This window comes from Streptomyces pactum (genome assembly GCF_002005225.1).
Lineage (GTDB): Bacteria > Actinomycetota > Actinomycetes > Streptomycetales > Streptomycetaceae > Streptomyces > Streptomyces pactum_A.
The window spans coordinates 487,382-513,529 of record NZ_CP019724.1; the positions used below are offsets into that span (position 1 = coordinate 487,382).

The 26,148-nt window shown below is 73.6% G+C and carries 22 protein-coding genes; 10 read left to right on the forward strand and 12 right to left on the reverse strand.

The window, feature by feature from the left end:
• Nucleotides 1-27: 27 nt before the first annotated feature.
• From pelF to B1H29_RS02095, 9 genes are all read left to right on the forward strand, one after another.
• Nucleotides 28-1,554, forward strand: a complete 1,527-nt coding sequence (gene pelF / locus B1H29_RS02055; protein ID WP_055421406.1) for a GT4 family glycosyltransferase PelF — start codon at nt 28-30, stop codon at nt 1,552-1,554.
• Nucleotides 1,551-2,960: a hypothetical protein gene (locus B1H29_RS02060; protein ID WP_055421405.1), complete on the forward strand. Its 1,410-nt coding sequence runs from the start codon at nt 1,551-1,553 to the stop codon at nt 2,958-2,960. The genes pelF and B1H29_RS02060 overlap by 4 nt, the downstream gene beginning before the upstream one ends.
• A 205-nt stretch (nt 2,961-3,165) precedes the next feature.
• Nucleotides 3,166-4,167, forward strand: a complete 1,002-nt coding sequence (locus B1H29_RS02065) for a GDP-mannose 4,6-dehydratase (RefSeq protein ID WP_055421404.1) — start codon at nt 3,166-3,168, stop codon at nt 4,165-4,167.
• A 35-nt stretch (nt 4,168-4,202) separates the two neighbouring features.
• Nucleotides 4,203-4,916 carry a nucleotidyltransferase family protein gene (locus B1H29_RS02070; protein ID WP_055421403.1) on the forward strand — a complete coding sequence of 238 codons (714 nt, stop codon included), beginning with the start codon at nt 4,203-4,205 and terminating at the stop codon, nt 4,914-4,916.
• A 7-nt stretch (nt 4,917-4,923) separates the two neighbouring features.
• The gene (locus tag B1H29_RS02075) at nt 4,924-5,850 is read left to right on the forward strand and encodes an NAD-dependent epimerase/dehydratase family protein (protein WP_055421402.1); all 927 of its coding nucleotides are present in this window, start codon (nt 4,924-4,926) and stop codon (nt 5,848-5,850) included.
• Nucleotides 5,847-6,509 carry a spherulation-specific family 4 protein gene (locus B1H29_RS02080; RefSeq protein WP_055421401.1) on the forward strand — a complete coding sequence of 221 codons (663 nt, stop codon included), beginning with the start codon at nt 5,847-5,849 and terminating at the stop codon, nt 6,507-6,509. The genes B1H29_RS02075 and B1H29_RS02080 overlap by 4 nt, the downstream gene beginning before the upstream one ends.
• Nucleotides 6,506-7,324 (forward strand): endo alpha-1,4 polygalactosaminidase, encoded by an 819-nt coding sequence (locus B1H29_RS02085; protein ID WP_055421400.1) that lies wholly within the window; start codon nt 6,506-6,508, stop codon nt 7,322-7,324. Before B1H29_RS02080 ends, B1H29_RS02085 begins: the two co-directional genes overlap by 4 nt.
• A 25-nt stretch (nt 7,325-7,349) precedes the next feature.
• Nucleotides 7,350-7,679, forward strand: coding sequence for an antibiotic biosynthesis monooxygenase family protein (locus tag B1H29_RS02090; RefSeq protein ID WP_055421399.1), 330 nt, complete (start codon nt 7,350-7,352; stop codon nt 7,677-7,679).
• 3 nt (nt 7,680-7,682) lie between these two features.
• Entirely contained in the window at nt 7,683-8,150 is a 468-nt protein-coding gene (locus tag B1H29_RS02095; protein ID WP_055421398.1) for a hypothetical protein, read from the forward strand.
• 57 nt (nt 8,151-8,207) lie between these two features.
• On the opposite strand, the gene B1H29_RS02100 is transcribed toward B1H29_RS02095, so the two are convergent.
• The 5 genes from B1H29_RS02100 to B1H29_RS02120 all read right to left on the reverse strand — a co-directional run bounded on the left by B1H29_RS02100 (nt 8,208) and on the right by B1H29_RS02120 (nt 14,646).
• On the reverse strand, nt 8,208-11,582 hold the full coding sequence (locus B1H29_RS02100) for a pyruvate carboxylase (RefSeq protein ID WP_055421397.1): 3,375 nt from the start codon (nt 11,580-11,582) through the stop codon (nt 8,208-8,210).
• 116 nt (nt 11,583-11,698) lie between these two features.
• The gene (locus tag B1H29_RS02105; protein ID WP_055421396.1) at nt 11,699-12,016 is read right to left on the reverse strand and encodes a hypothetical protein; all 318 of its coding nucleotides are present in this window, start codon (nt 12,014-12,016) and stop codon (nt 11,699-11,701) included.
• A 70-nt stretch (nt 12,017-12,086) separates the two neighbouring features.
• The gene (locus tag B1H29_RS02110) at nt 12,087-13,088 is read right to left on the reverse strand and encodes an ACP S-malonyltransferase (RefSeq protein WP_055421395.1); all 1,002 of its coding nucleotides are present in this window, start codon (nt 13,086-13,088) and stop codon (nt 12,087-12,089) included.
• Nucleotides 13,085-14,371 carry a beta-ketoacyl-[acyl-carrier-protein] synthase family protein gene (locus B1H29_RS02115; protein WP_055421394.1) on the reverse strand — a complete coding sequence of 429 codons (1,287 nt, stop codon included), beginning with the start codon at nt 14,369-14,371 and terminating at the stop codon, nt 13,085-13,087. The genes B1H29_RS02110 and B1H29_RS02115 overlap by 4 nt, the downstream gene beginning before the upstream one ends.
• A complete protein-coding gene (locus B1H29_RS02120) occupies nt 14,368-14,646 on the reverse strand; it encodes an acyl carrier protein (RefSeq protein WP_055421393.1) in 279 nt (92 codons plus the stop codon). Before B1H29_RS02120 ends, B1H29_RS02115 begins: the two co-directional genes overlap by 4 nt.
• Before the next feature lie 475 nt (nt 14,647-15,121).
• Between B1H29_RS02120 and B1H29_RS02125 the strand changes: the two genes are divergently transcribed.
• Nucleotides 15,122-16,015: a CAP domain-containing protein gene (locus tag B1H29_RS02125; RefSeq protein WP_055421392.1), complete on the forward strand. Its 894-nt coding sequence runs from the start codon at nt 15,122-15,124 to the stop codon at nt 16,013-16,015.
• A 6-nt stretch (nt 16,016-16,021) separates the two neighbouring features.
• On the opposite strand, the gene B1H29_RS02130 is transcribed toward B1H29_RS02125, so the two are convergent.
• The 7 genes from B1H29_RS02130 to B1H29_RS02165 form a co-directional block, all read right to left on the reverse strand.
• Complete coding sequence (locus B1H29_RS02130) at nt 16,022-17,350, reverse strand: sensor histidine kinase (protein WP_055421391.1); 1,329 nt, start codon at nt 17,348-17,350, stop codon at nt 16,022-16,024.
• Entirely contained in the window at nt 17,347-18,036 is a 690-nt protein-coding gene (locus B1H29_RS02135) for a response regulator transcription factor (RefSeq protein ID WP_055421390.1), read from the reverse strand. Before B1H29_RS02135 ends, B1H29_RS02130 begins: the two co-directional genes overlap by 4 nt.
• A 53-nt stretch (nt 18,037-18,089) precedes the next feature.
• Complete coding sequence (locus tag B1H29_RS02140; RefSeq protein ID WP_234393172.1) at nt 18,090-18,590, reverse strand: hypothetical protein; 501 nt, start codon at nt 18,588-18,590, stop codon at nt 18,090-18,092.
• A gap of 122 nt (nt 18,591-18,712) precedes the next feature.
• Complete coding sequence (locus tag B1H29_RS02150) at nt 18,713-20,380, reverse strand: cellulase family glycosylhydrolase (protein ID WP_055421389.1); 1,668 nt, start codon at nt 20,378-20,380, stop codon at nt 18,713-18,715.
• A 228-nt stretch (nt 20,381-20,608) separates the two neighbouring features.
• A complete protein-coding gene (locus tag B1H29_RS02155) occupies nt 20,609-22,399 on the reverse strand; it encodes a ThuA domain-containing protein (RefSeq protein WP_079159965.1) in 1,791 nt (596 codons plus the stop codon).
• Between the two features lie 17 nt (nt 22,400-22,416).
• Nucleotides 22,417-25,269 (reverse strand): PQQ-dependent sugar dehydrogenase, encoded by a 2,853-nt coding sequence (locus B1H29_RS02160; RefSeq protein WP_055421388.1) that lies wholly within the window; start codon nt 25,267-25,269, stop codon nt 22,417-22,419.
• A gap of 600 nt (nt 25,270-25,869) precedes the next feature.
• Nucleotides 25,870-26,136, reverse strand: coding sequence for a hypothetical protein (locus tag B1H29_RS02165; protein ID WP_055421387.1), 267 nt, complete (start codon nt 26,134-26,136; stop codon nt 25,870-25,872).
• Between the last annotated feature and the right edge of the window lie 12 nt (nt 26,137-26,148).

Genomic DNA, 26,148 nt, shown 5'->3' on the forward strand with positions numbered 1-26,148 from the left:
CCCACACCTCGGCCGTGGAGCACATCCATGCACGTTCCCCACGGCGCGCGACGCTCCGGCGCGTCGCGCGTCACCCTGCTCACCGAAGGCACCTACCCGCACAGTCACGGCGGCGTGAGCGTCTGGTGCGACCAGCTCGTCACCGGCATGCCCGACCTCGACTTCGACGTCATAGCCGTCACCGGCACCGGGCGCGAACCGCTCGTCTGGGACATCCCCGGGCACGTCTCGGAGGTGGTGTCCGTTCCCCTGTGGGGGGCCGCACCGCAAGGGCGTGCGCCTCGCGGGCGGGAGCGCGACCGGCTCGCCGCCGCCTACGAGCGGTTCGTGACCGCGCTGCTCGACCCGCGCGCCGAGGACGGGTTCGCCCCCGCCCTGTACCGGCTGGCGCGGGCCGCCGCGGACGGCCGGCTCAGTCCCTTCCTGCGCGGGGATCGGGCGATCGGCGTCCTGACGGCCGTCTGGAACCGGCCGGGGCTGGCCGTGCGCGAGGCCCGGCCCACCCTGCACGACGCGGTGACCGCGACCGCGCTGCTGGAGCACGCGCTGCGTCCGCTGGCCGCGCCGTACCCGCGGGAGGGCGTGGCGCACGCGGTCAGCGGCGGTGTGGCGGTCCTGCCCGGCCTGGCCGGACTGGAGCGGCACGGCGTGCCGCTGCTGCTGACGGAGCACGGCGTCTACCTGCGCGAGCGCTACCTCGGCTACCGCACCGCCCCCTACCGCTGGCCGGTGAAGGCGCTCCTGCTGGGCTTCTTCCGGCTGCTGGCCGAGGAGACCTACCGCCGGGCCGCCCTGATCACACCGGGCAACCGCTACAACCGGCTGTGGGAGGAACAGGGCGGTGCCGCACCGGAGTCCATACGCACCGTCTACAACGGCGTGGACCCGGCCGCCTTCCCGCCCGCCGGTCCCGAGCCGGCCCGACCCGTACTCAGTTGGGCCGGGCGGGTCGACCCGATCAAGGACCTGGAGACCCTGATCCGCGCCTTCGCCCTCGTACGGACCGAACTGCCCACCGCGCGGCTGCGGTTGTTCGGCGGCACCCCGCGCGGCGGCGAGGCCTACCGGGAGCGCTGCGAGGCGCTGGCGGCGGAGCTGGGGCACGGTGACGCCGTCTCCTTCGAGGGCCGGGTCGAGGACATCAAGGACGCGTACGCCGCCGGGAGCGTCGTGATGCTCTCCAGCATCAGCGAGGGTTTCCCGTTCACCCTGATCGAGGCCATGTCCTGCGGCCGGGCTACCGTCTCCACGGACGTGGGCGGCGTCCGGGAAGCCGTCGGCGACACCGGTCTCGTGGTCCCGCCGCGCGATCCGGCCGCCATGGCCGCCGCGGCACTGGAGCTGCTGGGCGATGCCGGGCGGCGCCGGGCGATGGGCGAGGCGGCCCGGCTGAGGGTGATCGAGCAGTTCACGCTCCGTCAGACCATCGACACCTTCCGGTCCGTCTACCTGGAGCTGTCGGCGTTCGGCGGTGCGGCCGCGCCCGCGGCGGCCGCCGAGGAGGACGCGGCGGCGACGGCGGCCGGCACGCCGGTGAGGAGCGCGACCGGATGAGCGGACCCATGGCCCTGGAACCCGGCGGCGCGGAGCAGGACACGCTGGCGCTGCGCCTCGCGGACGACCGCACACCCGCCCTGCGTGCGGCCGGCCGGCACACCCCTGCCCCGGTCCGCCCCGGTCACGACGACCGGCGGGACGCGGTCGACCGGCTGGCCGCCGAACTGGCCGGCCGCATCGCACCCGCCGTCCATCCCTACGAGGTGGCCGCGCTGCTGGAGTCCGAGGGGCTGACCGGCGAGGTGATCCAGGAACGGTACGGGCACCGCGGCCTGTTCTCCCTCGCCACGGCGCTGTACGAGCGCGTACCGCGCGCCTTCCCGGACCCTCCGCGCCCCGCCGACCCCTGGCGGCCCGACCACGTGCGGTGCGCGCTGCGCGGCGCGCTGTTCGCGCTGCCGGGTCTCGCCTACGCGCTCGCCGGGCGCCTGCTTCCCCAGGACGGCGCGGTGCGGGCGCTGGTGGTGGCGGGGCTCCTCTCCTGGGCCTGGAACCAGGCGCTGGGACACCGGGCGTATCTGCGGCTGGCGACCGGTCGCCGGGAGGCGGGCCGCACCCTGCTCAAGGGGGCGCCGACGGGCGCCGTCACGGCGGGCGCGGCCGGGGCGCTCCTCGCCGGTTCCGGCGCCACGGCCCTGGCCGTGGCGGCCCAGTCGGGCTACCTCGCGGCGGCCGGTGTGCTGCTCGTGCTGGGCCGGGAGCGGCTCCTGCTGGCCGCGCTCGCGCCGGTGATCGCCGGTGCGGTGACGCTGCCGTGGTGGGAGCCCGGGGCCGTCCTGCGGGCGGGGCTGCCGTTGCTGTCGCTCCTCGGCGCGGTGGCCGCGGCCGGCTGGGCACTGCGCGGCGCCCTCGCGACCGCGCCCGTGCCGGACGCCGTCCGCCCGCCTCCGCTCCGCTCGCTGCCGTACGGCCTGTTCGGGCTGGCCGCCGGGGCGCTGGTGTTCCTGGCGGGCCGTCAGCACCCGTGGGCGGTGATCGTGCTGACCCTGAGCATGGGCCCGGCGGAGTGGCTGCTCCACCGCTACCGCGGGCTGTCGGTGGCGGCGCTGCGGGCCACCGCGACGCCGGCCGGTTTCCGGCTGCGTTCGGCCGCGGTCCTCGCGGGCTGCCTGCTGGTGTACCTCGGACCGCTGGTGCCCGCGGCGCTGCTCGTCGACGCGGAACCCGTCACGCTGCTGCTGCTCGCGGCGGCCTTGTGGACCTCGCTGCTGCTACAGGCCTTCGGCGTGGCCTGGCCTCCGGCCGCGCTGTGTCTCGCGGCGGCCGCCGGCGCCGGGTCGGTCTCCCTGGCCGGGCCGTCACCGGGCCCGGCGACCGCCCTGCCCCTGTGCTGCGGCGCCGCCGCGCTCTGTCTCACGGTGTGCGTGCTGCGGCTGCTGGGCCGGCCGGCGGCCCATGCGTGAGGCCTCGGCGGGACCACCGTACGGCCGCCGGGCCCGCACGGACCGCCCCCGCTCCCCGCGCATCGCCGCCAACCGATCCACCGATCCACCGACCGGCCCGCCGACCGACCCGCCGGCCCATCCAACGACCGCGACCCACCGACCCACCGACCCACCGACCCACCGACCCACCGACCCACCGACCCACCGACCGGAAGGATCCCGCGTGACCGCCACACCGCTCGCCGCCGTCACCGGAGCCGAGGGATTCATCGGCTCCCATCTCACCGAGGCACTCGTCGCCTCCGGGCACCGGGTGAGGGCCATGGCCCAGTACAACTCCTTCTCCTCCTACGGCTGGCTGGAGACCCTCTCCCCCGACGTCCTCGCCCAGGTCGAGATCGTCCTGGGCGACGTCCGCGACCCCGGCTCGGTCCGCGGTCTCGTCGAGGGCGCCGACTGCGTCTACCACCTGGCCGCCCTCATCGCCATCCCGTACTCCTACCAGGCACCGCACAGCTACGTGGACACCAACGTCACCGGCACCCTGAACGTGCTGGAGGCGGTGCGCGCCCAGGGCACGCCCCGGCTGGTGCACACCTCCACCAGCGAGACCTACGGCACCGCGCGGACCGTGCCGATCACCGAGGACCACCCTGTCCACACCCAGTCGCCGTACGCCGCGTCCAAGGCGGGCGGGGACCGGCTGGCGGACAGCTACCACGCCAGTTTCGACACGCCGGTGGTGACGCTGCGCCCCTTCAACACCTACGGCCCCCGACAGTCCATGCGGGCGGTGATCCCCACGGTCATCGGCCAGGTCGCGGCCGGGGAACGCACCATCACGCTCGGCGACCTGCGTCCCACCCGGGACTTCACCTTCGTCAAGGACACCGCTCAGGCGTTCCTGGCGGTCGGCACCGCACCCGCCGAGCGGGTCGTGGGCCGTACGTTCAACGCCGGGACCGGCGGCGAGATCTCCGTCGGCGACCTGGTGGCACTCATCGGCAAGGTGATGGACACCGCCCTCGACGTACGGGAGGACGAGCGGCGGCTGCGCCCCGCGAACTCCGAGGTGATGCGGCTGGTCGCCGACGCGTCCCGGCTGCGGGCGGCGACGGGCTGGAGCCCGGGGCACGACCTGGAGCAGGGCCTCGCGCGCACGGTGGAGTTCTTCCGCGACCCGGCCAACCTCGCCCGCTACAAGACCGGCATCTACAACATCTGACCACCGACCGGCACGTGAACCGAGGGGGGAACCTCATGCACGCAGTGATCCTGGCCGGAGGCAAGGGCGTCCGGCTGCGGCCCTACACCACCGCTCTGCCCAAGCCGCTCGTGCCCATCGGCGACCAGCACGCCATCCTGGAGATCGTCCTGCGCCAGCTCGCCACGGCCGGGTTCACCGGCTGCACCATCGCCATAGGCCACCTCGGCGAGATCATCCGCGCCTACGTCGGCGACGGCTCGCAGTGGGGCCTGACCGTCGACTACGCCACCGAGGAGAGTCCCCTGGGCACCATGGGGCCCCTGCTCACCATGCGCGAGCGGCTGCCGGAGCACTTCCTGGTCATGAACGGCGACGTCCTCACCGACCTCGACTACGCCGACGTCCTGCGCCGGCACAGCGCCTCGGGCGCCCCGCTGACCATCGCGACGTACGCCAGGAAGGTGCACATCGACTTCGGTGTCCTGACCACGGACGCCGACAGGGTCGTCGCCTTCACCGAGAAGCCCAGCACCGACTACCGCGTCTCCATGGGCGTGTACGGACTGACCCGGGCGACGCTCGACGGCTACACGGCGGGGCTGCCCCTGGGCTTCGACGAGTTGGTGCTCGACCTGTTGCGCGCCGACGACCCGCCGCACGCCTACGACTTCGACGGCTACTGGCTCGACATCGGCCGCCCCGACGACTACGACCGGGCCAACGCGGAGTTCACCAGCCGCAAGGCCCTGCTGCTCAAGGGAGCCTGAGCACCGCATGCGCATCCTCGTCCTGGGTTCCACCGGATATCTGGGCGGCCACGTCGCCGAGCGGCTGCGCGCCCTGCCCGGCGCGCGGGTCCTCGGCGGCGGCCGCTCCCCCGCCGCCGACGTCCGCTGCGACCTGGCCACCGACCCGGTCGACCGGCTCGCGGTGGCCCTGGCGTCGGCGGCCGTCGACACCGTCGTCAACTGCGCGGGCGCGACCGGCGGCGATCCGGTGACGCTCGCCGAGCTCAACACCCGCGGCCCGGCCGCCCTCTGCGCGGCGCTGCGCCGGGCCCGCCCCACGGCCCGTCTCGTCCATCTGGGTTCGGCCGCCGAGTACGGGCCGGGCACCGAGCGGGTCCCGGTGCCCGAGTCGGCGGCCACCCGCCCCCTCACCGCCTACGGCGCCACCAAACTGGCCGGCAGCGTCACGGTCGCCACCGCCGAGCTGGACGCGGTGGTCCTGCGGATCGGCAACCCGGTGGGGCCCGGCGCACCGCCCTCCGGTCTGCCCGGCCGGGTCACCGGACTGCTGCGCGCCGCGGGCACGGACCCGGAGGCGGTGCTCCGGCTGGGCGACCTGTCGGCGTACCGGGACTTCGTGGACGTACGCGATGTCGCGCGGGCGGTCGAGCGCGCGGTCACCGCGGCCGGGCCGTTGCCGCGCGTGCTCAACATCGGCGGCGGCGACGCCGTCCCGGTGCGCCGCCTCGTGCGCACGCTCGCGGACACCGCCGGCTTCCGCGGCCGGATCGAGGAACAGGGAGCCGGCCCCGCCCGTTCGCACCAGGTGTCCTGGCAGTGCTCCGACATCGCCGCCGCCCGGGCCGCACTCGACTGGCGGCCGTCGTACTCGCTGGACGAGTCACTGGCCGCGCTGTGGTCGGCAGGCGCCCGCCCACCGTCCCGCACCCCGGAAGGCGACCGTCCGTCGTGAGCCTGCTGATCCCGCTGTACGTCCACCCGGCCGAGGACCCGCGCTCCTGGCACCGGCTCATCGCGGCGGCCGGCCGCACCTACGGGGTGGTCATCAACCCCGCGAACGGGCCGGGCGACGCACCCGATCCCGCCTTCGCCGCGGCGGCCGGCGCGCTGCGGGCGGCGGGCGCCCGTCTGCTCGGCTACGTCGACACGGACTACGGCACGCGTCCGGCGGCCGAGGTCGCCGAGGACGTCCGGCGGCACCGCCAGTGGTACACGGCCGACGGGTGCTTCCTGGACCGGGTGAGCGCGGCCGCGACCGAGCTGCCCGCCTACAGGGCGCTGGTGCGCGGTCTGCGCCGGCGGGGCTCGGGTCCCGTCGTGCTGAACCCGGGGGTCCACCCGGCACCGGGTTACGCGCGGGTCGCCGATCTCGTCGTCACCTTCGAGGGGCCCTGGTCCGCCTACGTGTCCGCGTTCAGCCGGCCCGACTGGACGCTGCGCCATCCGCCCGAGCGGTTCTGCCACCTGGTGTACGGGGTGCCCGAGGCGCTAACCCCGCTCGCCGTGCGCACCGCGCACGAGCGCGGCGCCGCGGTCTGCGGACCCGTGACGGGAGAACCGCCCAATCCGTGGTCCCGACTGACCCCCGTACTGGCCGGAGCGGGGCGATGAGGAGGACGAGGAGGAGGGGACGGGCGCTCGCCGCGTCGCTGACCGCCCTGTGCGTCGCGGTGGTGACCGGGTGTTCCGGTGCGGACCGCCCGCCGGCGCCGGGCCCGTCCGCCGCCGCGGTGTGGCAGCCCCGGCCCGGGCTGGCCTGGCAGTGGCAGCTCGACGGGAAGGTCGACCCGTCGGCCGACGTGCCGGTCTACGACATCGACGGCTTCGAGAACGACGCGGCCGACGTGGACCGGCTGCACCGCGCCGGACGCAGGGTGATCTGCTATGTCAACGTGGGCGCCTGGGAGAGCTTCCGGCCCGACCGGAACGCCTTCCCCCGTGCGGTGCTGGGCGAGCCCAACGGCTGGCGGGGCGAGCGCTGGCTCGACATCCGCCGGATCTCCGTACTGCGGCCGATCATGGAGCGGCGGTTCGACATGTGCCGCGACAAGGGGTTCGACGCGGTGGAACCCGACCTGGTCGAGGGATACGCCGACGAGACGGGCTTCCCGCTCACCTCCCGGGACCAGTTGGCGTACAACCGCATGATCGCCGGTATCGCCCACGAACGCGGTCTGGCGGTGGGCCTCAAGAACGACCTGCCGCAGATCCCGCAGTTGGTGGACGACTTCGACTTCGCGGTCAACGAGCAGTGCGCCGAGTACGGCGAGTGCGCGCGGCTCACGCCGTTCGTCGAGGCGGGCAAGGCGGTCTTCCACGTGGAGTACAGCGAGCCGACCCGTGGTTTCTGTCCCGAGTCACGCCGGCTCGGGCTGTCGTCGATGCTGAAGAGACCGGAGCTCGGGGTCTGGCGCGAGGCGTGCTGACGGCGGCATGCGGCAGGATGGTGCCATGAGCGTAGTCAAGATCAACGTACTGACCGTCCCCGCCGAGCAGCGCGAGACGCTGGAGAAGCGCTTCGCCTCGCGGGCCCATGCGGTGGAGAGCTCCGACGGGTTCGAGTGGTTCGAACTCCTGCGGCCGGTGGAGGGCACCGACGACTACCTCGTCTACACGCGCTGGCGTGACGAGGAGTCGTTCCAGGCCTGGATGGAGGGGCCGATGAAGGCGGCGCACCAGGGCGGCGGCGCGGAGGGCGGCGAGCGTCCGAAGCCCGCGGCGAGCGGGTCGACGGTGTGGTCCTTCGAGGTGGTGCAGCAGGCGGCTCCGAAGAACGCCTGAGCGGTGCTCGTAGGCCTCGGCGTATCCGCCGCCTGCGCCGTCGGAGCCTTGGCCGGGCTGGGCGCGGTCGTCGCGGTGGCGCTGCCCGGCCGGCCGGAGCCCTGGCCGGTGCATCTGCTGCGCCGCGCCGCGGGCACGGCCGCCGCCGCGGCGGCGAGTGTCTACGCGCTGGGGTTCACCGCCGTCCTGACCTCCGCACTGGAGGTCGGTGACGGCGCGGACTCCGTGCCCGCCCCGGCCTGCCGGGAGAGCCTTGCCGCGGACCCGGACGCCGAACTGTCCCACCACCGGTATTCCTACCTGCCGCTTCGGTTCGACTGTGTCCTCGACGACGGCACCACGTACTCCAGCGACCCGGACTACGTGTGGATGAGCTGGACGGCCCTCACGCTCGCGGCGACCGCCGTGCTCTTGGCGGTCGCCGCCGTCCTGGCCGCCAGGGGGCGCTCGCGCGAGACGCCGCCCGGGTGACCGGAGCGGGGGCTGCCGCCGGTCCGGCACCCGGGCGGCGGCAGCCGAGTGCCCGGCTCAGGTGAGCTGGACGATGAGATCTCCGCCCTCGACCTGCTGGATCCGGTTGATGGCGAGCCTGCTCACCGTGCCCGACTTGGGGGCGGTGATGGCGGCCTCCATCTTCATCGCCTCGATGGTGGCCACCGTGGCGCCGGCCTCGACCGCGTCGCCCTCGGCGACCGCGAGGGTCACCACACCCGCGAAGGGCGCCGCGACATGGCCGGGGTCCGACCGGTCGGCCTTCTCCGTGACCGGGACGTCGGAAGCCGCCGAGCGGTCCCGGACCGAGATCGGGCGGAGCTGGCCGTTCAGGGTGGACATCACGGTGCGCATGCCGCGTTCGTCGGCGTCGCCGACCGCCTGGAGCTCGATGAGCAGCCGGACGCCGGGGTCGAGGTCGACCGTGTACTCCTTCCCGGGACGCAGGCCGTAGAAGAAGTCCTTGCTGTCCAGGACGCTGGTGTCGCCGAACGAGGCCCGGTGGGTGTCGAACTCGCGCGCCGGTCCGGGGAACAGCAGCCGGTTGAGGGTCGCCCGGCGGTCCTTGGCCAGCGCGGTTCGGTCGTCGCCGCTCAGCTCCGCCACCGGCCCGGCCTCGGCGCGGCCCCGCAGCGCCTTGCTGCGGAACGGCTCGGGCCAGCCGCCGGGCGGGGTGCCCAGCTCGCCGCGCAGGAACCCGATGACGGAGTCCGGGATGTCGAACCGGTCCGGTTCCGCCTCGAAGTCCGACGGGGAGACGCCGGCGCCGACCAGGTGGAGGGCCAGGTCTCCGACCACCTTCGAGGAGGGCGTGACCTTCACCAGGCGGCCCAGCATCCGGTCGGCGGCGGCGTACATCGCCTCGATGTCCTCGAAGCGGTCGCCGAGGCCCAGCGCGATGGCCTGGGTGCGCAGGTTGGAGAGCTGTCCCCCGGGGATCTCGTGGTGGTAGACACGCCCGGTCGGTGCGGCGAGACCCGCCTCGAAGGGGGCGTAGACCTTGCGGACGCTCTCCCAGTACGGCTCCAGGTCGCCGACGGCCTGGAGGTCGAGGCCGGTGGGCCGCTCGGTGTGGTCGGTGGCGGCGACGATCGCCGACAGGGAGGGCTGCGAGGTGGTACCCGCCATGGACGCCACCGCCCCGTCGACGGCGTCGGCGCCGGCCTGGATCGCGGCGAGGTAGGTGGCGAGCTGGCCGCCGGTGGTGTCGTGGGTGTGCAGGTGCACCGGCAGGTCGAACTCGCGGCGCAGCGCGGACACGAGGGTCGCGGCCGCCGGGGCACGCAGCAGTCCGGCCATGTCCTTGACGGCCAGGACGTGCGCGCCGGCGTTCACGATCTTCTCGGCGAGCCGCAGGTAGTAGTCGAGCGTGTAGAGCCGCTCGGACGGGTCGGACAGGTCGGCGGTGTAACACAGGGCCACCTCCGCGACGGAGGTGCCGGTCTGCCGTACCGCGTCGATGGCGGGCCGCATCTGGTCGACGTCGTTGAGGGCGTCGAAGATGCGGAAGACGTCGATGCCGGTGGCGGCGGCCTCCTGCACGAAGGCGTCGGTCACCTCGGTCGGGTACGGGGTGTACCCCACGGTGTTGCGGCCGCGCAGCAGCATCTGGAGGCAGATGTTGGGCACGGTCTCGCGCAGGGCGGCCAGCCGCTCCCACGGGTCCTCGGCGAGGAAGCGCAGGGCGACGTCGTAGGTGGCGCCGCCCCAGCACTCCAGGGACAGCAGTTGGGGCAGGGTGTGCGCGACCTGCGGGGCGACGGCGAGCATGTCCTTGGTGCGCACCCGGGTGGCGAGCAGCGACTGGTGGGCGTCGCGGAACGTGGTGTCGGTGACGCCGATGGTGGGCGAGTCGCGCAGCCGGCGGGCGAAGCCCTCCGGGCCCAGCTCGGCGAGGAGCTGGCGGGAGCCGGCCGGGGGTTCACCGGCGGCGAGCGGTGACAGTTTGGTCAGCGGGTCGGCGATCTCGGGTCGCTCGCCGTGCGGCTTGTTGACCGTGACGTCGGCGAGGTAGGTGAGCAGCTTGGTACCGCGGTCTGCGGAGTGGCGGGCGGTGAGCAGGTGCGGGCGCTGCTCGATGAAGGACGTGGTGACCTTGCCGGCCTGGAAGTCGGGGTCGTCCAGCACCGCCTGGAGGAAGGGGATGTTGGTGGCGACGCCGCGGATGCGGAACTCGGCCACGGCGCGCCGGGCGCGGCCCACGGCGGTGGTGAAGTCCCGGCCCCGGCAGGAGAGTTTGACCAGCATCGAGTCGAAGTGGGCGCTGATCTCCGTACCGGCGTGGGTGGTGCCGCCGTCGAGTCGGATGCCCGAGCCGCCGGGTGAGCGGTAGGCGCTGATCCGGCCGGTGTCCGGGCGGAAGCCGTTGGCCGGGTCCTCGGTGGTGATGCGGCACTGGAGTGCGGCACCGCGCAGGGTGATGTTCTCCTGGGCGAGACCGAGGTCGGCCAGCGTCTCGCCGGCGGCGATGCGCAACTGGGACTGGACGAGGTCGACGTCGGTGACCTCTTCGGTGACCGTGTGCTCGACCTGGATGCGCGGGTTCATCTCGATGAAGACGTGGTTGCCGTCGCGGTCGACGAGGAATTCCACGGTGCCGGCGTTGCGGTAGCCGATCTGCCGGGCGAAGTTCACGGCGTCGGCGCAGATCCGCTCGCGCAGGGCCGGGTCGAGGTTCGGCGCGGGGGCGAGTTCGATGACCTTCTGGTGGCGGCGCTGCACCGAGCAGTCCCGCTCGAAGAGGTGGATGACGTCGCCCCGGCCGTCGGCGAGGATCTGGACCTCGATGTGGCGGGGTTCGACGACGGCCTTCTCCAGGAACACCGTGGAGTCGCCGAAGGCGGAGGCGGCCTCCCGGGACGCCGCCTCGATGGCCTCGCGCAACTGGGCGGGTTCCTCGACGCGGCGCATGCCGCGCCCGCCGCCGCCCGCGACCGCCTTGACGAACACGGGGAAGCCGACGTCGTCGGCGGCGCGGACGAGTTCGTCCACGTCTGTGGAGGGCGCGGAGGAGCCGAGGACCGGCACACCGGCCTCGCGGGCGGCGGCCACGGCCCGGGCCTTGTTGCCGGTCAGTTCGAGGATCTGTGTGCTCGGTCCGACGAACGTGATGCCTGCCTCTTCGCAGGCGCGGGCCAGTTCGGGGTTCTCGGACAGGAATCCGTAGCCCGGGTACACGGCGTCGGCTCCCGCCCGGCGGGCCGCGCGGACGATCTCCTCCACGGAGAGATACGCGCGCACCGGGTGTCCCGGCTCACCGATCTCGTAGGCCTCGTCGGCCTTCAGCCGGTGCAGCGAGTTGCGGTCCTCGTGCGGGAAGACGGCGACGGTGCGCGCGCCGAGCTCGTAGCCCGCGCGGAATGCACGGATCGCGATCTCACCGCGGTTGGCGACCAGCACCTTGCGGAACATTCTTGATCCCTTCAGCCTGCCGGGTGACGAGACCATGGTGTCGGCGCCGCCCCCGGTACGCCATGTGAGCCGGGCCACTCCCGGCTCCGTCATGTACCCGTGCCGTTGCGGCCGGGTCAGACGTCGGAGTCGATACCGGTGACCACCGGGGGTCCGAGGGGCGCGCTGCCGCCGTCCAGGCCCACCGCGCGCAGGGCGGAGTCGGCGACCTCCCGGGCGCGGCCCTCCGCATGGGCGGCGGTGTCCGCCTCGACGGTGAGGCGGACCGTGAAGGTGCCGTCCTCGTTGACCGAGAGGGCGTCGAGGTCCTCCTCGTCTCCCAGGTGGGTGCGGTGCGGATCCGCGGGGCGCAGTGCCCGGGCCAGTTCGTCCTTCGTGCCGTCCTGGACGGCGCCGGTGAACGTGCCCGGCACCGAGATGACATACGTCGTCATGGCACTCCTCCTTCGGATTCCCCTCCGCCTACCCCGATCCGGGCGCGGGACCCGGCCGGGAGGGCCTTCGTCACCGCGGGGCGACGGTGAGGCGGTGGCGTATGCGGTCGACGCCGACCGGTGTGCGGGAGGGGGCGGCCGTGGCGCAGCCGGGCAGCCCGGCCCTGGCCAGGGCGCTGAGCAGGGCTCGGGGGCCGCTGTCGAGGTAGGTGGTGAAACCGGCCAGGCGCATCGCGTGCAGGGTTCGGTGGAAGGCCAGGGGTTCGGTGAGGTGGGCGGCCGCCACGGTACGCAGCTCGGCCGGGGTGCGTGCGGGCCGCGCCACGGTGGCCGTGTAGACGGCGAGCGTGGGCGGGGCGACGGGCTGCGCCCGCAGGAGGCGTCGGAACGCCCGGTGGACCTCGGTGAGCAGGGGGTGGTGGTAGGCGGTGCGGCTGGTCAGCGGGGTGGCGCGACGACCGAGCCCCCGGGCCGTGCGCCGGACGGCGGCCAATTGGTCGTCGGGCCCGGCGAGGACCGTCTGGCGGGGGGCGTTGCGGGCGGCGATCCGCACCTGTGGCAGGTCCGCGGCGGACAGGAGGTCCGCCGCCAGGTCGGCGGTCATGTCGGTGGCCAGCAGGCCCGCCGCCGGCAGCGCCGCGTCGCGCAGCAGCCGGTCGCGCACGTGCAGCAGTCGGACGCCCTGTTCCAGGGTGATGGCCCCGGCCACGGTGAGCGCCGCGAGGTCGCCCACACTGTGGCCGAGCACCGCGTGGACGGGCGGGGTCGCGAGGTCGAGCAGGACGGTGGCGGAGGCGACCACCGCGGCATAGGTGGCCAGGTCGAAGGCCAGGGGGTCGGCGAGCAGGAGTGGGCCGGGGCCGGGCGCCCCGGCGTCGGTGAGGAGGTGGCCGACAGGTGTCCCGGTGCCGCCGAGCGCGGTGCTGTGGTCGTCCACCCGCCGCAGCACCTCCGAGACGGACGGGACGTCGCCCAGGTGACGCAGCGCGCCGGGAAGGTAGGCCCCCTGGCCGGGGCACATCAGCACGGTGCGCGGTGTGCCGCCGGCGGGGGCCAGGAGGTCGTTGCTCATGAGGCGTCGGCGAAGGCGAGCGCGATGTTGTGGCCGCCGAAGCCCATGCTCGTGGTGATGGCCGAGAGGGGCCCGGAGTGCAGCGCCGCGGGAGTGCGGCCGACGACGTTCAGGCCGATCTCGGGATCCACTCGTTCGAGACTGCACGCGGGCGGTGCGGTTCTGTCCCGCAGGGCGAGGACGGTGAGGACGGCCTCGATGGCACCGGCGGCGCCGAGTGTGTGCCCGAAGGCGCCCTTGGTCGCGCTGACCGCCACGTCGTCCAGTGTCTCGCCGAAGACCTTGTGCAGCGCCTGCGCCTCGCCGAGGTCGCCGAGCGGTGTGGAGGTGGCGTGCGCGTTGATGTGCTGGACCTCCTCCGGAAGGAGCCCGGCGTCACGCAGCGCGGCGTCGACGGCGGCCGCGCAGCCCGTTCCGCCGGGCGCGGGCTGGGCCACGTGGTGGCTGTCGTTGGTGATGCCCGCGCCGGTCAGCCGGGCGTGGACGCGTGCCCCACGGGCCGCGGCGTGCCCGGCGCTCTCGACGACGAGCACGCCGGCGCCCTCCCCCATCACGAAGCCGTCCCGGTCGGCGTCGAAGGGTCTGGACGCGCCCTTGGGGTCGTCGTGGCGCCGGGACAGGGCCCGCAACCGCGCGAACCCGGCCAGGGCGAGCGGGTGCAGCGCTGCCTCGGCGCCGCCCGCGACCACGAGGTCGGCGCGGCCCTCCCGGATCAGGCCGAGGGCCTGGGCGAGGGCCTCGGCGCCGGACGCGCAGGCGCTGACGGGGGCGTGGACGCCGGCCCTGGCGCCCACCATCAGCCCCACTTCGGCGGCCGGGTGGTTGGGCAGCATGACCGGGATGGTGCGCGGACTCACCCGCGCCGCGCCCCGGGTCTCCAGGCGGTGGTTCTGCTCCAGGATGCTGGTGAGCCCGCCCAGCCCCACCCCGACGGCCACGGCCACCCGCGTGCCGGCCGCGGAGAGCGTTGACGCGTCGGGGAACCCCGCGTCGCGAACGGCCTCCCGGGCGGCGACGAGGGCGAACCGCGCCGAACGGTCGCACTGCGCCGCTTTGGCGGACGACAGGGCCGTCCCGGGGTCGACCGCGGCCCGGGCCGCGAGGTACACCTGCGCGGGCCCTTCCGGCGCCGCGAAGTCGACGCGCTCGACTCCGCACCCGCCGCCCAGCAGGGCTCGCCAGGTGGAGGGGACGTCGCCGCCCAGCGCGGTCGTCAGTCCCAGCCCGGTGATGACGGCGGCCCGTTCCCCGGGGTCGGGGCCGGCCGCGTGTCGTGGGCTCACGCGGTGCCGCCCGCGGGGGCGGCGACGGTTTCGGCGAGGTGGGCGGCGATCTGCCGGACCGTCGTGAGCCGGTCCGCCTGCTCCGGCGGCACCTCGATCTGCCACCGGTCCTCGATCGCGGCGACCAGTTCCAGCCTGGCCAGCGAGTCGACGCCCAGGTCGTCCTGGAGGGAGGAGTCCGGATCGATCTCCTCCACGGACAGGTCCTCGACCGTGGCGGCCAGCAGGTCCCGCAGTTCCTCGAGCAACTGTCGTTCCTCAGCGGTGGACGGCATGTCCGGTTCCTCCTTCGTCCGTGCGCGGCGCGCCCGGTGGCGGCGGGCGGGAGGTCCCGGCCTCCTCGGGTGCGCCGGCGGTGACCGGCGACCTGCCGGTGGCACGCCGACAGACTGTCCGGCCGTCCGGCTCGGTAAGCGCCGTGTACGGGGGGCGGCGGAGCATCGGGAGCACGTGAGGGGCTCCTGCGGGCACCCGTGTCCGCTTTTCACGCAGAAGCGCCCCGCGGCGGACCGAGGGTGGCGGGCGGCGGGCGCGTAACGGGCCGGGGCCGCTCGACGGCGGCGCTGTCGCACTTCCTCAACGGACTTTGGCGGCTCTTTTAAGGCTTTCTGAAGATGACCTTCGAACCGGCGTTTACGCGCCGGCCGCACCCTAGGCTCTCGAACACCCCCCACAGTCCCGGTGGGCGCGGTCGCGTCCACCGGGTACGGGGGTCCGTCAGCCGACCGACAAGCCGAGGTGTCCTGCCGTATGGGTTCCCGCCGAGCCGCTCGCCCGTCCCGCCCTCATGCCCGCCCCCGCGGCGGGCTCCGGACCCGCGGTACCGCGCTCGTGCTCGGCGCCGTCACCGTGACGGCGGGCGTCGGGATCACCCTGGCCGTCACCGGAGGCGAGGACGGCGGCGCCGCGGACCGGGTCACCACGAACGCCGCCGGGCAGGCACCGGGCGCCGAGGACGCGGCGGGCGGCGCGACGCCGCTCGCCTCGGTGTCGGCGAGCCCGACGGCCACGGAGGCCGACGGCTCGCCGAGCGCGAGCGCGAGCGCCGAGCCGAAGGCCAAGGACAAGGACAAGGACGAGCCGAAGAAGTCGGCGGATCCGGCCGCCGGCCCGGCGAAGGCGGCCGAGCCCGCGTCGAAGGCTCCCGCGAGGACGACGGCGAAGAGCGGCGGCGACCGGTCGTCGAACGGGGGCGGCGACAACGGTTCGGACGCCGGTTCGGGCGCGGGATCGGGTGCGGACTCGGGTTCCGGCGGGGGCGGCGGCCCCGAGGCGCGGGTTCTCGCTCTCGTGAACGAGGAGCGGGCGTCGGCGGGCTGCTCGCCGGTCACGGCGAACGACCGGCTGACCCGGGCCGCCGACGACTACAGCGACGTCATGGCGAGCAGCGGCGTGATGTCCCACACGGGCCCCGACGGCTCCACGATGACGACCCGGGTCGAGGCCGCCGGCTACCAGTGGTCCACGCTGGGCGAGAACATAGCCCGGGGGCAGGCGGACGCCGCCTCGGTGATGGACTCCTGGATGAACAGCCCCGGCCACCGCGCGAACGTACTCAACTGCTCCTTCGAGGAGCTGGGCGTCGGCGTCCACTTCGGCGACGGCGGCCCCTGGTGGACCCAGAACTTCGGCGCCGGTCGCTGACGTCCGTCACCGGCCCCCTCCTTGGGCGCCGCTCGCACCGGCGAGTACGAACGACACCCGCACCCGCGCTCCGCCCAGTGGCGCGCGGGTGATCGTCAGTTCGCCGTCCGCCGCGCGGGCCGCCCGGGCCACGATGTCCAGGCCGAGGCCGGTGGAGCCGCCGACGCTGACGCCCCGGGTGAGCGCGGCCTCGGGGTCCGTCACGCCGGGGCCGGCGTCGTCGACGGTGAGGAACACGTGCCGCTCCGCCCGCTCCACGCGGACGGCGAAGGCGGTGCCCTGCGGGGTGTGCCGGAAGACGTTGCCGATCAGGGCGTCGACGACGGCCGCGAGGTCGTCCTCCGGGAAGGCGACCGGCGCCGGGCGCGGGGTCAGGTAGCGCTCGTAGGGCCGGCCCTGCTGGGTGGCGAGGACCGACCAGAAGTCCAGGCGCATGGCGACCACCTCGGCGACGTCGCACGGCTTGGCCGGGCCCGCCCCGGCACCGCCGTGCTGCACCGCGGCCAGGGGCGTGCGCGCGGCCGCGATGATCGAGTCGAGCTCGCTCTCGAGCTGGCCGGCCGCTTCCGTGACCCGCCGGGCGCTCGGGGTCGCCCCCATCCGGTCGGCCTCCAGGTAGAGGGCGGTCAGTGGTGTGCGCAGCCGGTGCGAGAGGTCGGCGACCAGTTCGCGTTCGACGGCGAGCAGGTCGACGACCCGGTCGGCCATGGTGTTGAACGCCACACCGGCTTCCTGGAGCTCGGGCGGGCCGTCCGGTTCGACCCGTACGTCCAGGTTGCCGGAGCCGAGGGCGAGCGAGGCGCGCTTGAGGCCGCGCGAGGAGCGGACGACGCGGGCGCCGAGCCGGTCGGCGACCAGCACCGAGCCACCGACCAGCCCCAGGGCGAGCAGCGCCATCACGCCCCACGACGCGGCCACCCCCCGGGTGAGGTCCGCGGCGGGCACGTAGGCCTCCACCACCGCGACCCGGTCGCCCCGCAGGACGACGGGCTGGAGGTAGACCCAGCCGTCCGCGGTGTCGACGGCGAGCGTCTCGCGTCCCCGCACGGCCCGGTCGAGGGCGCCCTCGGGTGCGTGCGGAGTGCCGACGAAGCCGCCGTCGGGCAGCCGCACGACGAGCTGGTCGGCCGAGCCCAGCTCGGCGACGGCCTGCTGTACGTCGGCGCGCCGGGTGGTGAGGGCGAGCACCGGGGAGAGGGCCGAGGCGCGCTGTTCGGCGGCGGTGGTGACCCGGTCCCGGGCCTGTTCGCGTACGAGGAGGGCGAGCGGGATGAGGAACGACAGCGCCACCATCGAGGTGACGGCCAGGGCGATCCCGGCGAGGGCGCGTCTCATGGCGAGCTGACCAGCTTGATGCCGATGCCGCGCACGGTGTGGAGATAGCGGGGCTTTCGCGCCTGCTCGCCCATTTTGCGGCGGAGTGCGGAGAGATGGACGTCGACCGTCTGGTCCTCCACGTACGGCTGCTGCCACACCTCGGCGAGTATCCGCTGCCGGGAGATGACCTGGTCGGCGTTGGCGGCGAGGTAGGCGAGCAGGTCGAACTCACGGCGGGTCAGGGGGAGTTCCCGACCGCCGAGGTGTGCGGTGCGCGCGGTGGGGTCGATGCGCAGGTCGGCGACCTGGACGACGGGCCGCCGCGCGTCCCGGACGCCGGCGGGCACGGAGCGGCGCAGCACCGCGGCGAGCCGGGCCGCGAGCTGGCCGCCGGAGAACGGCTTGACCATGTAGTCGTCGGCGCCGGCGTTGAGCAGCCGGATGATCTCGGTGTCGTCGTCGCGGGCGGTGGCGACCAGCACCGGTACACGGGAGACGCCCCGGATCATCCGCAGCACGTCCAGACCGTCGATGTCGGGCAGCCCGAGGTCGAGCACCACGATGTCCGGCGGGCTCTGGGTGATGTCGCGCAGCGCCTCGAATCCCTGGTGGGCGGTCTTCACCGCGTAGCCGTGTCCGGTCAGGACCTCGATCAGCGCGGCCCGGATCACAGGGTCGTCCTCGACGACAAGTACGGAGGCCATGGGCAGGCACGTTAGCCGGTCCGTCACTATGGTGTCGTGTCCCGCCTCCTGCGCTACCTGTTCATCTGGCTGTCGTGCACGGCGGCCAGCGTCACGGCTGTCATCATCACGATCCACTTCGTGGTGGGCTCGACCCGGCCGACCGCGCCGGTCGCGCAGTCGGCGCCGAAGGAGCTGCCGGCGTCCCCCCGGCCCACTGCGTCCAAGACCGCGAAGCCCTCCCCCAGCCCGTCACCGACCGGCCGGAGGCCCAGCCCGACGCCGTCCCGTACCACCGAGAGGCCGCCCGAGCCGAGTCCGACACCGACGCCTGCCGCCCGCACCACACCCCCGCGGGCCCCGGCGGGCGGGGGCGACCCGGGGTGCGAGGAGGGCGGGGCCGGTGTGTACACGGTGCCGTCCGAGGGCGGCAAGGCGACGGTGCGGTTCGGCGGCGGCGGGGTGTGCCTGGTCTCGGCGGTGCCGAACCGGGGCTTCACGGTGAGTACGGAGCAGAGCGGGCCGCGGACGCTGACGGTGACCTTCTCGGCGAGCCGCCACCGGTCGGAGATCACCGCGACGACGCAGCCGCGGAGTCAGGCCAACGTCCGCGAGGTGTCGTGGTGACGCCCTCCGCACACACCCCGGTACCACCCGGCGGAGGCAGGTGGCCGCCGCCGGGTGGTGGGCCGGGCGCTCACGTCGTGGCGCACGCGGTCCCGTTGAGGCTGAAGACGCCGGGGGCGGTGTTGGTGCCGCCGCGCGCACCGGTGAATCCGAGGGTGACCGTGCCGCCGGCGGGGATGGTGGAGGTGTAGGAGGCGGGGGCGACGCTCACCGCGCCGGCGTTCTGGGTCGGGGTGCCTCCCCACATGTTCGTGATCGTCTGGCCGTCGGCGAAGGAGAAGGCGAGCGTCCACGGTCCGACGGGCGCGGTGCCGGTGTTGCGGACGGCGATCTCGCCCTGGAAGCCGCCGGGCCACTCGCCCACGACGCGGTACCCGACGGAGCAGGTGGTGCCGGGAGTACCGCCCGCCTCGTCGGTGGTCACGTCCACGGTGGCGGAGCGGGCCGAGCGGTTGCCCGCCGCGTCGCGGGCGTAGACGGCGAAGGTGTAGGCGGTGCCGGCGGTGAGGCCGGTCACGGTGGCGGTGTTGGTGGTGGACGCGGCGGCCTCGGTCTCCGCGCCGTCGCCGACCCGGACGACGTCGTAGCCGGTGACGCCGACGTTGTCGGTGGCGGCGGTCCAGCCGAGGGTGACGGAGGTGTCCGTGACGGCGGAGGCGGACGGGGCGCCGGGCGCCGTCGGGGCCTGGGTGTCGTCCGGGTCGCCGCCGCCGAAGACCGTGGCCTCCTTCGAGGTCCCGGCGATGCCGTCGGCGCCGTGGAAGATGCGCTCGCCCCAGGAGCTGAGGCGGCTGGGGTCGAAGTCGAGGGCGAGGTCGAGGACCGGGTCGGTGTTGCCGCTCCAGGACCAGGCCAGGTAGCCGAGGCCGAGCTGTTCGGCGGTGGCCATCATGGTGTCCTCGTCGGGGTCTCCCCACTGGTCGGCGGGGCCGCCGAACTCGCCGATGAGGAGGGGGAGTCCGGCGTCGACGAAGGCGTTCAGGTAGTCGGTGATCTCCTGGGCGGTGTCGTAGACGCTGTACATGTGGATCGAGAAGATCAGGTTGCCGGTGGGGTCGGCGTCGTACACGGACCGCGCGTTGGCCCGCATGACCCCCTGCCAGTCCTGGCCCCAGTTGGGCGCGTCCACCATGATCGTGTGCTGGAAACCGGCGGCGCGCAGCTTCTCGACAGCGGCGATGGTCGGCTCGGTCCAGCCGGCGGGGTCGGTGTTGCCCCAGGGCTCGTTGCCGATGTTGACGATGACGTAGTCCTCTTCGCCGGCCAGCACCTCCTTGAGGCCGATCCAGTAGTCGGCTGCGTGGTCGAGCGTGCCGGCGGCGGCTTCCTCGCCGTAACCGGTGGTGTCGTGCACCTCCAGTACGCAGATCAGCCGGTTCGCCTTGCACTGGCCGACGACGGCGGCCACGTCCTCGGGGCTGTTCTCGCTCCAGCGGTGACCGTCGGACAGGACGACCCGGACGGTGTTGGCGCCCAGTGCCTTGACGTCCGCCAGCGACTGCGTCTCACCGGGGTACCAGGTGTGGGCGTGGTTGACCCCGCGCATGACGAAGTCGTTGCCGTTACCCTCGAGCAGCCGGCCGTCACTGATGTGCAGGCCGGCGGCCTGGGGGCCGGGCGACCGGGCCAGCGCGGCGGCCGGGCAGAGGGCACCGACGACGACCAGGCCGAGCAGGGCGGCCAGCCCGGTCAGCAGGCGGACCAGGCTCTCGGGTGTATCGCGTCTTGCTGTACGCACGGCGACTCCATGACTGAGTAGTGCGGACACGAAGGACAACGAGGGTGCCGGAATGATTGCCGGAACGATGTGGGAGCGCTCCCATGAGGCGCCTCCCATGAACTCATTACGCCGCGTACACGTCAAGCCATCGAGCAGAAAACGCTTGCCGCCCGTCCCGGGACCGCCGGCCGACCGCCCGTTTCCGGGCGGCCGGCCGGTCCGGTGTCACTCATCTCGCGGCACCCGTCAGGGCAGGGTCCACTTCTGGTTCTGGCCGGTGTGGCAGGTCCACAGGTGGACCGGCGTCCCGTCGTTCCAGGTACCGCCCGACGCGTCCAGACACTTGCCCGACTGCGGATTGCGCACCGTGCCGTCCGACTGCGCCACCCACCGCTGCGCACCCGTGCCGTTGCACGTCCACAACTGGACCCGCGTACCGTCCGCGCTGCCGCCACCCGAGACGTCCAGACACTTGCCCAGCGCCTTCAACGTGCCGTCACCACCGACCGTCCAGTCCTGCGCCGCACTTCCGTTGCACGACCAGATCTGCACCTCGGTGCCGTCGGCCGTACCCGCGTTGTCCACGTCCAGACACTTGCCGCCGACACCCCGCACCGGACCCGTACGGTCGCCGGGCGGCTGTGTCCCGGCCCTCTTGACGCGGATGTCGCGGAAGGCCACCTCGTCGCCGTCCCCGTGGTTCTGGAGTCCGATGTATCCCTGTCGCAGGCTCCGTGCCGGGTCGGTGTTGGTGAAGTCGTTGATCTTCACGCCGTTGAGGAAGACCTCCAGCCGCTCCCCGGTGACGCGGATCTCGTACGTGTTCCACTCCCCCGGCGGGTTCAGGGCGGCGTCGCGCGCGGGGAGGTCCGCCGACCGGAAGCCGTAGACGGCGCCCGTGGTGCGGTCGGCCGCGTCCGTGGCGTCGATCTGGATCTCGTAGCCGTTGTCCACCGCGGACCAGGGGTCGCCCGACGCCGGGAAGCCCACGAGGACACCGGAGTTGTCGTCCCCGGCCGCCCTCCAGTCCAGCTTGAGGGAGTAGTCGCCGGTGAACTCCTCGGCGGAGTACCAGAGCATCCCCAGTCCGCCGTGGGAGGTGAGGGTGCCGTCGGCGAGGGTGAACCCGCCGGGGCCCGCCTGCTGCCAGCCGGTGGTGCCGGAGCCGTCGAACAGGGACGTGTAGCCGCTCTCCGGGCGGCAGTCGGCGTTGGTCATCCCGGCCGCCCAGCGGATGCCGCCGAGCAGGTGCCGGCGGAAGGCGGGGTCGGTGTAGGACTCGTCGGTGTGACCGCCGCCGGTGTAGAAGGCCCGGCCGCCCTCGTAGTCCTTGCACCAGGCGATCGGGTGGTCACCGTTCATGGAACCGCCCGCGTAGCTGGACTCGTCGAGCGAGGCCAGGACGTGGGCGGTGGTGCGCGGGTTGGTGCGGTAGTTGTACCACTCGTCGGTCCGCTGCCAGGTGGCGTCCAGGTGCGCGGTGGCGTCGTGCGCCCGGTCCTCGATCTCGACGGTGGCGGACTGGATGGCCGGGTGGGACTGGAAGAGGGCGCCGGCCAGCCCCTCGTAGAAGGGCCAGTCGTACTCGGTGTCGGCGGCGGCGTGGACGCCGACGTAGCCGCCGCCGTCGTTGACGTAACTCTCGAACGCCGTCTGCTGGGTGTCACCCAGCACGTCGCCCGTCGTCGACAGGAAGACGACCGCCTTGTACTGGGCGAGGTTCCCGGTGGTGAAGGTTCCCGGGTCCTCGGTGGCGTCGACCGTGAAGTTGTTCGCCGTGCCGAGGTCCCGCAGGGCCGCGATGCCGTCGTCGATCGAGGAGTGACGGAAGCCCGCGGTCCGGGAGAAGACCAGGATCTTGTACGCCGGGTCGGCCGCCGCTGCCCGTGCCGCCGCGTCCGGGCCCGCCGGGGCCGTGGTGCGGACGGTGTCGCCCGTGGGCCCGGCGGCGACGCCGGGCAGGGCGGTGGCCTGGGGGGCCACGCACAGCACGGCGCCGGCGAACAGGCCGAGGGCCGCTTTCAGATGGTTGCGCATGTACGGTCGCCTCCTTTCTACGGAAGGGTCCACTTCTGGTTCTGGCCGGTGTGGCAGGTCCACAGGTGGACCGGCGTCCCGTCGTTCCAGGTACCGCCCGACGCGTCCAGGCACTTGCCCGACTGCGGATTGCGCACCGTGCCGTCCGACTGCGCCGCCCACCGCTGCGCGCCCGTGCCGTTGCACGTCCACAACTGGACCCGCGTACCGTCCGCGCTGCCGCCACCCGAGACGTCCAGACACTTGCCCAGCGCCTTCAACGTGCCGTCACCACCGACCGTCCAGTCCTGCGCCGCACTTCCGTTGCACGACCAGATCTGCACCTCGGTGCCGTCGGCCGTACCCGCGTTGTCCACGTCCAGACACTTGCCGCCGACACCCCGCACCGGACCCGTACGGTCGCCGCCCGCCGCGGTGCCGAACGAGAACTCGTCGATGTCGAACAGCGATCCGCTGCCGCCCTTGAAGACGAGGTACAGGGTCGTGGAACCGGCCGGCTGGTTGTTCAGCGCGGCCGTCACGTCCTGGAAGGTCTCCCAGCCGCCGGTCACCGGCACCGCCGCCGTGCCGATCAGAGTGCCGGCCGGAGAGCCGGCGCGCACCTCGATCGTGCCGCCGGTGCCCCCCGAGGAGACCCGGGCGGTGAAGGCGGTGGTGTTGTCGAGGGCGTAGGGCCGGAAGGAGATCCAGTCGCCGTTCTCGATGTGGCCGACCGTCCTGCCGCCGTGCGCGGGTGCGTGGTCGACGACCTGGACGCCCGAGGAGTCGCCGTAGTGCTCGGCCTGCCGGTGGCTGGGCTGGGTGATGTGCTGGTCGTGGGTGGTGAGGGCGGGCTGGCCGTTCGCGCCCTTGTCGGTGTACTCGGCGTCGATGACGCCGAAGATGTTGGCGTTGGGGTCGTGCTCGCCGTCCGCCAGGGTCCGCAGGGTCCCGGTGCAGCCGGTGGCAGAGGTCTGCGGGTGGCCGTGGCTGTCGTGGCCGATGATGAAGGTGACCTTCACCTCGGCGCAGTCGATGGTGCCGTCCTCGGGGTCGGTCACCGTCACCTTGAACGGGATGGCGGCGCCGAAGTCGTAGACGCGTCCGTCGGTGGGCAGGTCGATGCGCACGGTGGGCGCGGTGTTCCCGACGGTGATCCGCACGGAGGCGGTGGCGGACTTGCCGGTCGTGTCGGTGACCTTCAGCGTCGCCGTGTACTGGCCGTTGGTGGTGTACGTGTGGGAGGGGTTGGCCGCGGTGGAGGTGGCGCCGTCGCCGAAGTCCCAGGAGTGGGTGAGGGCGTCGCCGTCCGCGTCCGAGCTGCCGGCGGAGGAGAAGGCCACCGCGAGGGGCGCGGCGCCGGAAGTGGTGTTCGCCTTGGCCTGGGCCACCGGGGCGTGGCCGCCGGTCACGTGCTCGATGCGGTACAGGGCGGAGTTGGCGTCGCCGTTGAAGTAGCCGGTGCCGTAGTCGAGGACGTAGAGGGCGCCGTCCGGGCCGAAGGCCATGTCCATCACCTGGGTGCCGCTCCAGGGGAAGGAGTTGATGGACTGCACGGTTCCGTCGCCGCCGGTCTCGATGCGCTTGATCCAGCGGCGGCCGAACTCGCCGGCGAAGAAGTCGCCGTCGTACGCCTCGGGGAACTTCACCGCGGAGGTGGAGTTCGCGTCGTAGCGGTAGACGGGTCCGCCCATGGGCGACTCGGATCCGCTGCCGAACTCCGGTACGGAGCCTCCGTCGTAGGGGATCCAGGCGGGCTGGGCCGGCGGCAGTTCGGTCAGGCCGGTGTTGCGCGGCGAGGTGTTCCTGGGCGCGGAGCAGTCGAACGCGCCACCCGCCGCACCGGTGGCGAAGTCGTGGTCGACGTAGGCGTCGTTGTCGCCGGTGCAGTACGGCCAGCCGAAGTTGCCGGCCTTGGTGATCCGGTTGAACTCGACCTGCCCGGCGGGGCCCCGGGAGGCGTTGGCGGTGCCCGCGTCGGGGCCGTAGTCACCGACGTAGACGGTGCCCGTGGCTTTGTCGACGCTCATCCGGAAGGGGTTGCGGAAGCCCATGGCGTAGATCTCGGGCCGGGTCCTGGCGGTGCCGGGCGCGAAGAGGTTGCCGGGCGGGATGCCGTACGTCCCGTCGGCGTTCACCTTGACGCGCAGGATCTTGCCGCGCAGGTCGTTGGTGTTGCCCGAGGAACGCTGGGCGTCGTAGGCGGGGTTGCGCGAGGCACGCTCGTCGATGGGGGTGTAGCCGTCCGAGGCGAAGGGGTTGGTGTCGTCGCCGGTGGACAGGTACAGGTTGCCCACCGCGTCGAAGTCGATGTCGCCGCCGACGTGGCAGCACAGGCCCCGGGAGGCGGGCACGTCGAGGATCTTCCTCTCGGTGCCCAGGTCCAGGGTGCCGTCGGCCTTCAGGACGAACCGGGACAGGCGGTTGACCCCGTCGAACGGGGCGAAGTCGGACGCGGATCCGTCCGCCGGCGCGTCACCGGCCGGTGTGTCGAGCTCGGGGGCGTAGTAGAGGTACACGAACCGGTTGGCAGCGAAGTCCGGGTCCGCCGCGACGCCCTGCAGGCCCTCCTCGTCGTGGCTGTAGACGTCGAGCTTGCCCGCCACGCGGGTGGTGCCCGCCGCGTCGGTCAGCCGGAGTGTGCCGTCGCGCGAGGTGTGCAGCACCGAGCGGTCGGGCAGTACCGCCAGCGTCATGGGTTCGCCCGTTTCGGCCACGCCCTTGGCGAGGGTGACCTGTTGAAAGTTCTCGGCGGCCGCTGCCCCGGCCCCGCCGCCCGGGTCCACCGGGGCGGCGGCGGCCGGGCTGATCGGCAGGGCCAGGCCGATGACACATGCCACGGCCGGCAGTAGGGAGCGGACACGTCTGTGTCCGAGCGGTCTCGTGCGCACAGAGTTCTCCCGGGGAGTGTGGGGTGGCGGCAGGCGTGCGAGACCTGCCGTGAGGGAGTACGGGCGCGCGCCGTCGCGCCGTCGCGCACCGGTCGGGGGTCTATGACCGGTTCATTTCAAGGAAGCTAGCGGCATTGGTCCGCACCTGTAACCCCTTTCGCGCAAGATCTCGATTCTTCTTCCGCCGGGGGGACAAAGTGTGGGGTGCGAGGTGTGCGGAGACCTCGCCTCTCCTGGGCCGGTGGGCAGCCGGCTCACCAGGTGACCGCCTCGATCGCGGGGAGCGGGGCGGCCGGGCGGAGCACCGGCCGCCCCGAGGCCCCGGTCCCGCCGGAGCCGTCCCGCCGGGCGCCCTCGCGCGTCGCCCGGCAGGCAACGGGCTGTCAGTCCCCGGGGAATCAGGGCGGTGTCGACGATCAGGGGGAGGGAGGGCGGCCGGTCCTGTGGGTCACTCGACCGTCACCACCACGGAGTGCCGTCCACTGGCGCCGTCGGGCACGGTGCGGGCGTGCCTCTCGGTCTGGCCGGCCGGTTGGCCCGGAATCCCGTGCAATTTCTCCGGGCCCGCCACCCGCGCTCCGGGGAGGAGCCGGGGTGACGTCAGGGCACGTCGCCCCGCCAGTCGAAGCGGCGGGGGTCGCCCGGCCTCGGGCCGTACGCCGAGCGGCCCCCCGGGCCGTATCGGCCTATCTCCGTCGCCAGCGACACTCCCCGGCCGCGCTCGTGCTCCGCGAGGTCGGTGACGTCCAGGAGCAGACCGTCCAGGGGGCCGCCCACCAGATGCGCGTAGACGCGTCCGGCCCGCGGCCCGGGGTCGTCGTGGTCGGCGCCGTAGACCCTGCCCCGCATGAACTCCACCTCATCCATGCCCCGCAGCCT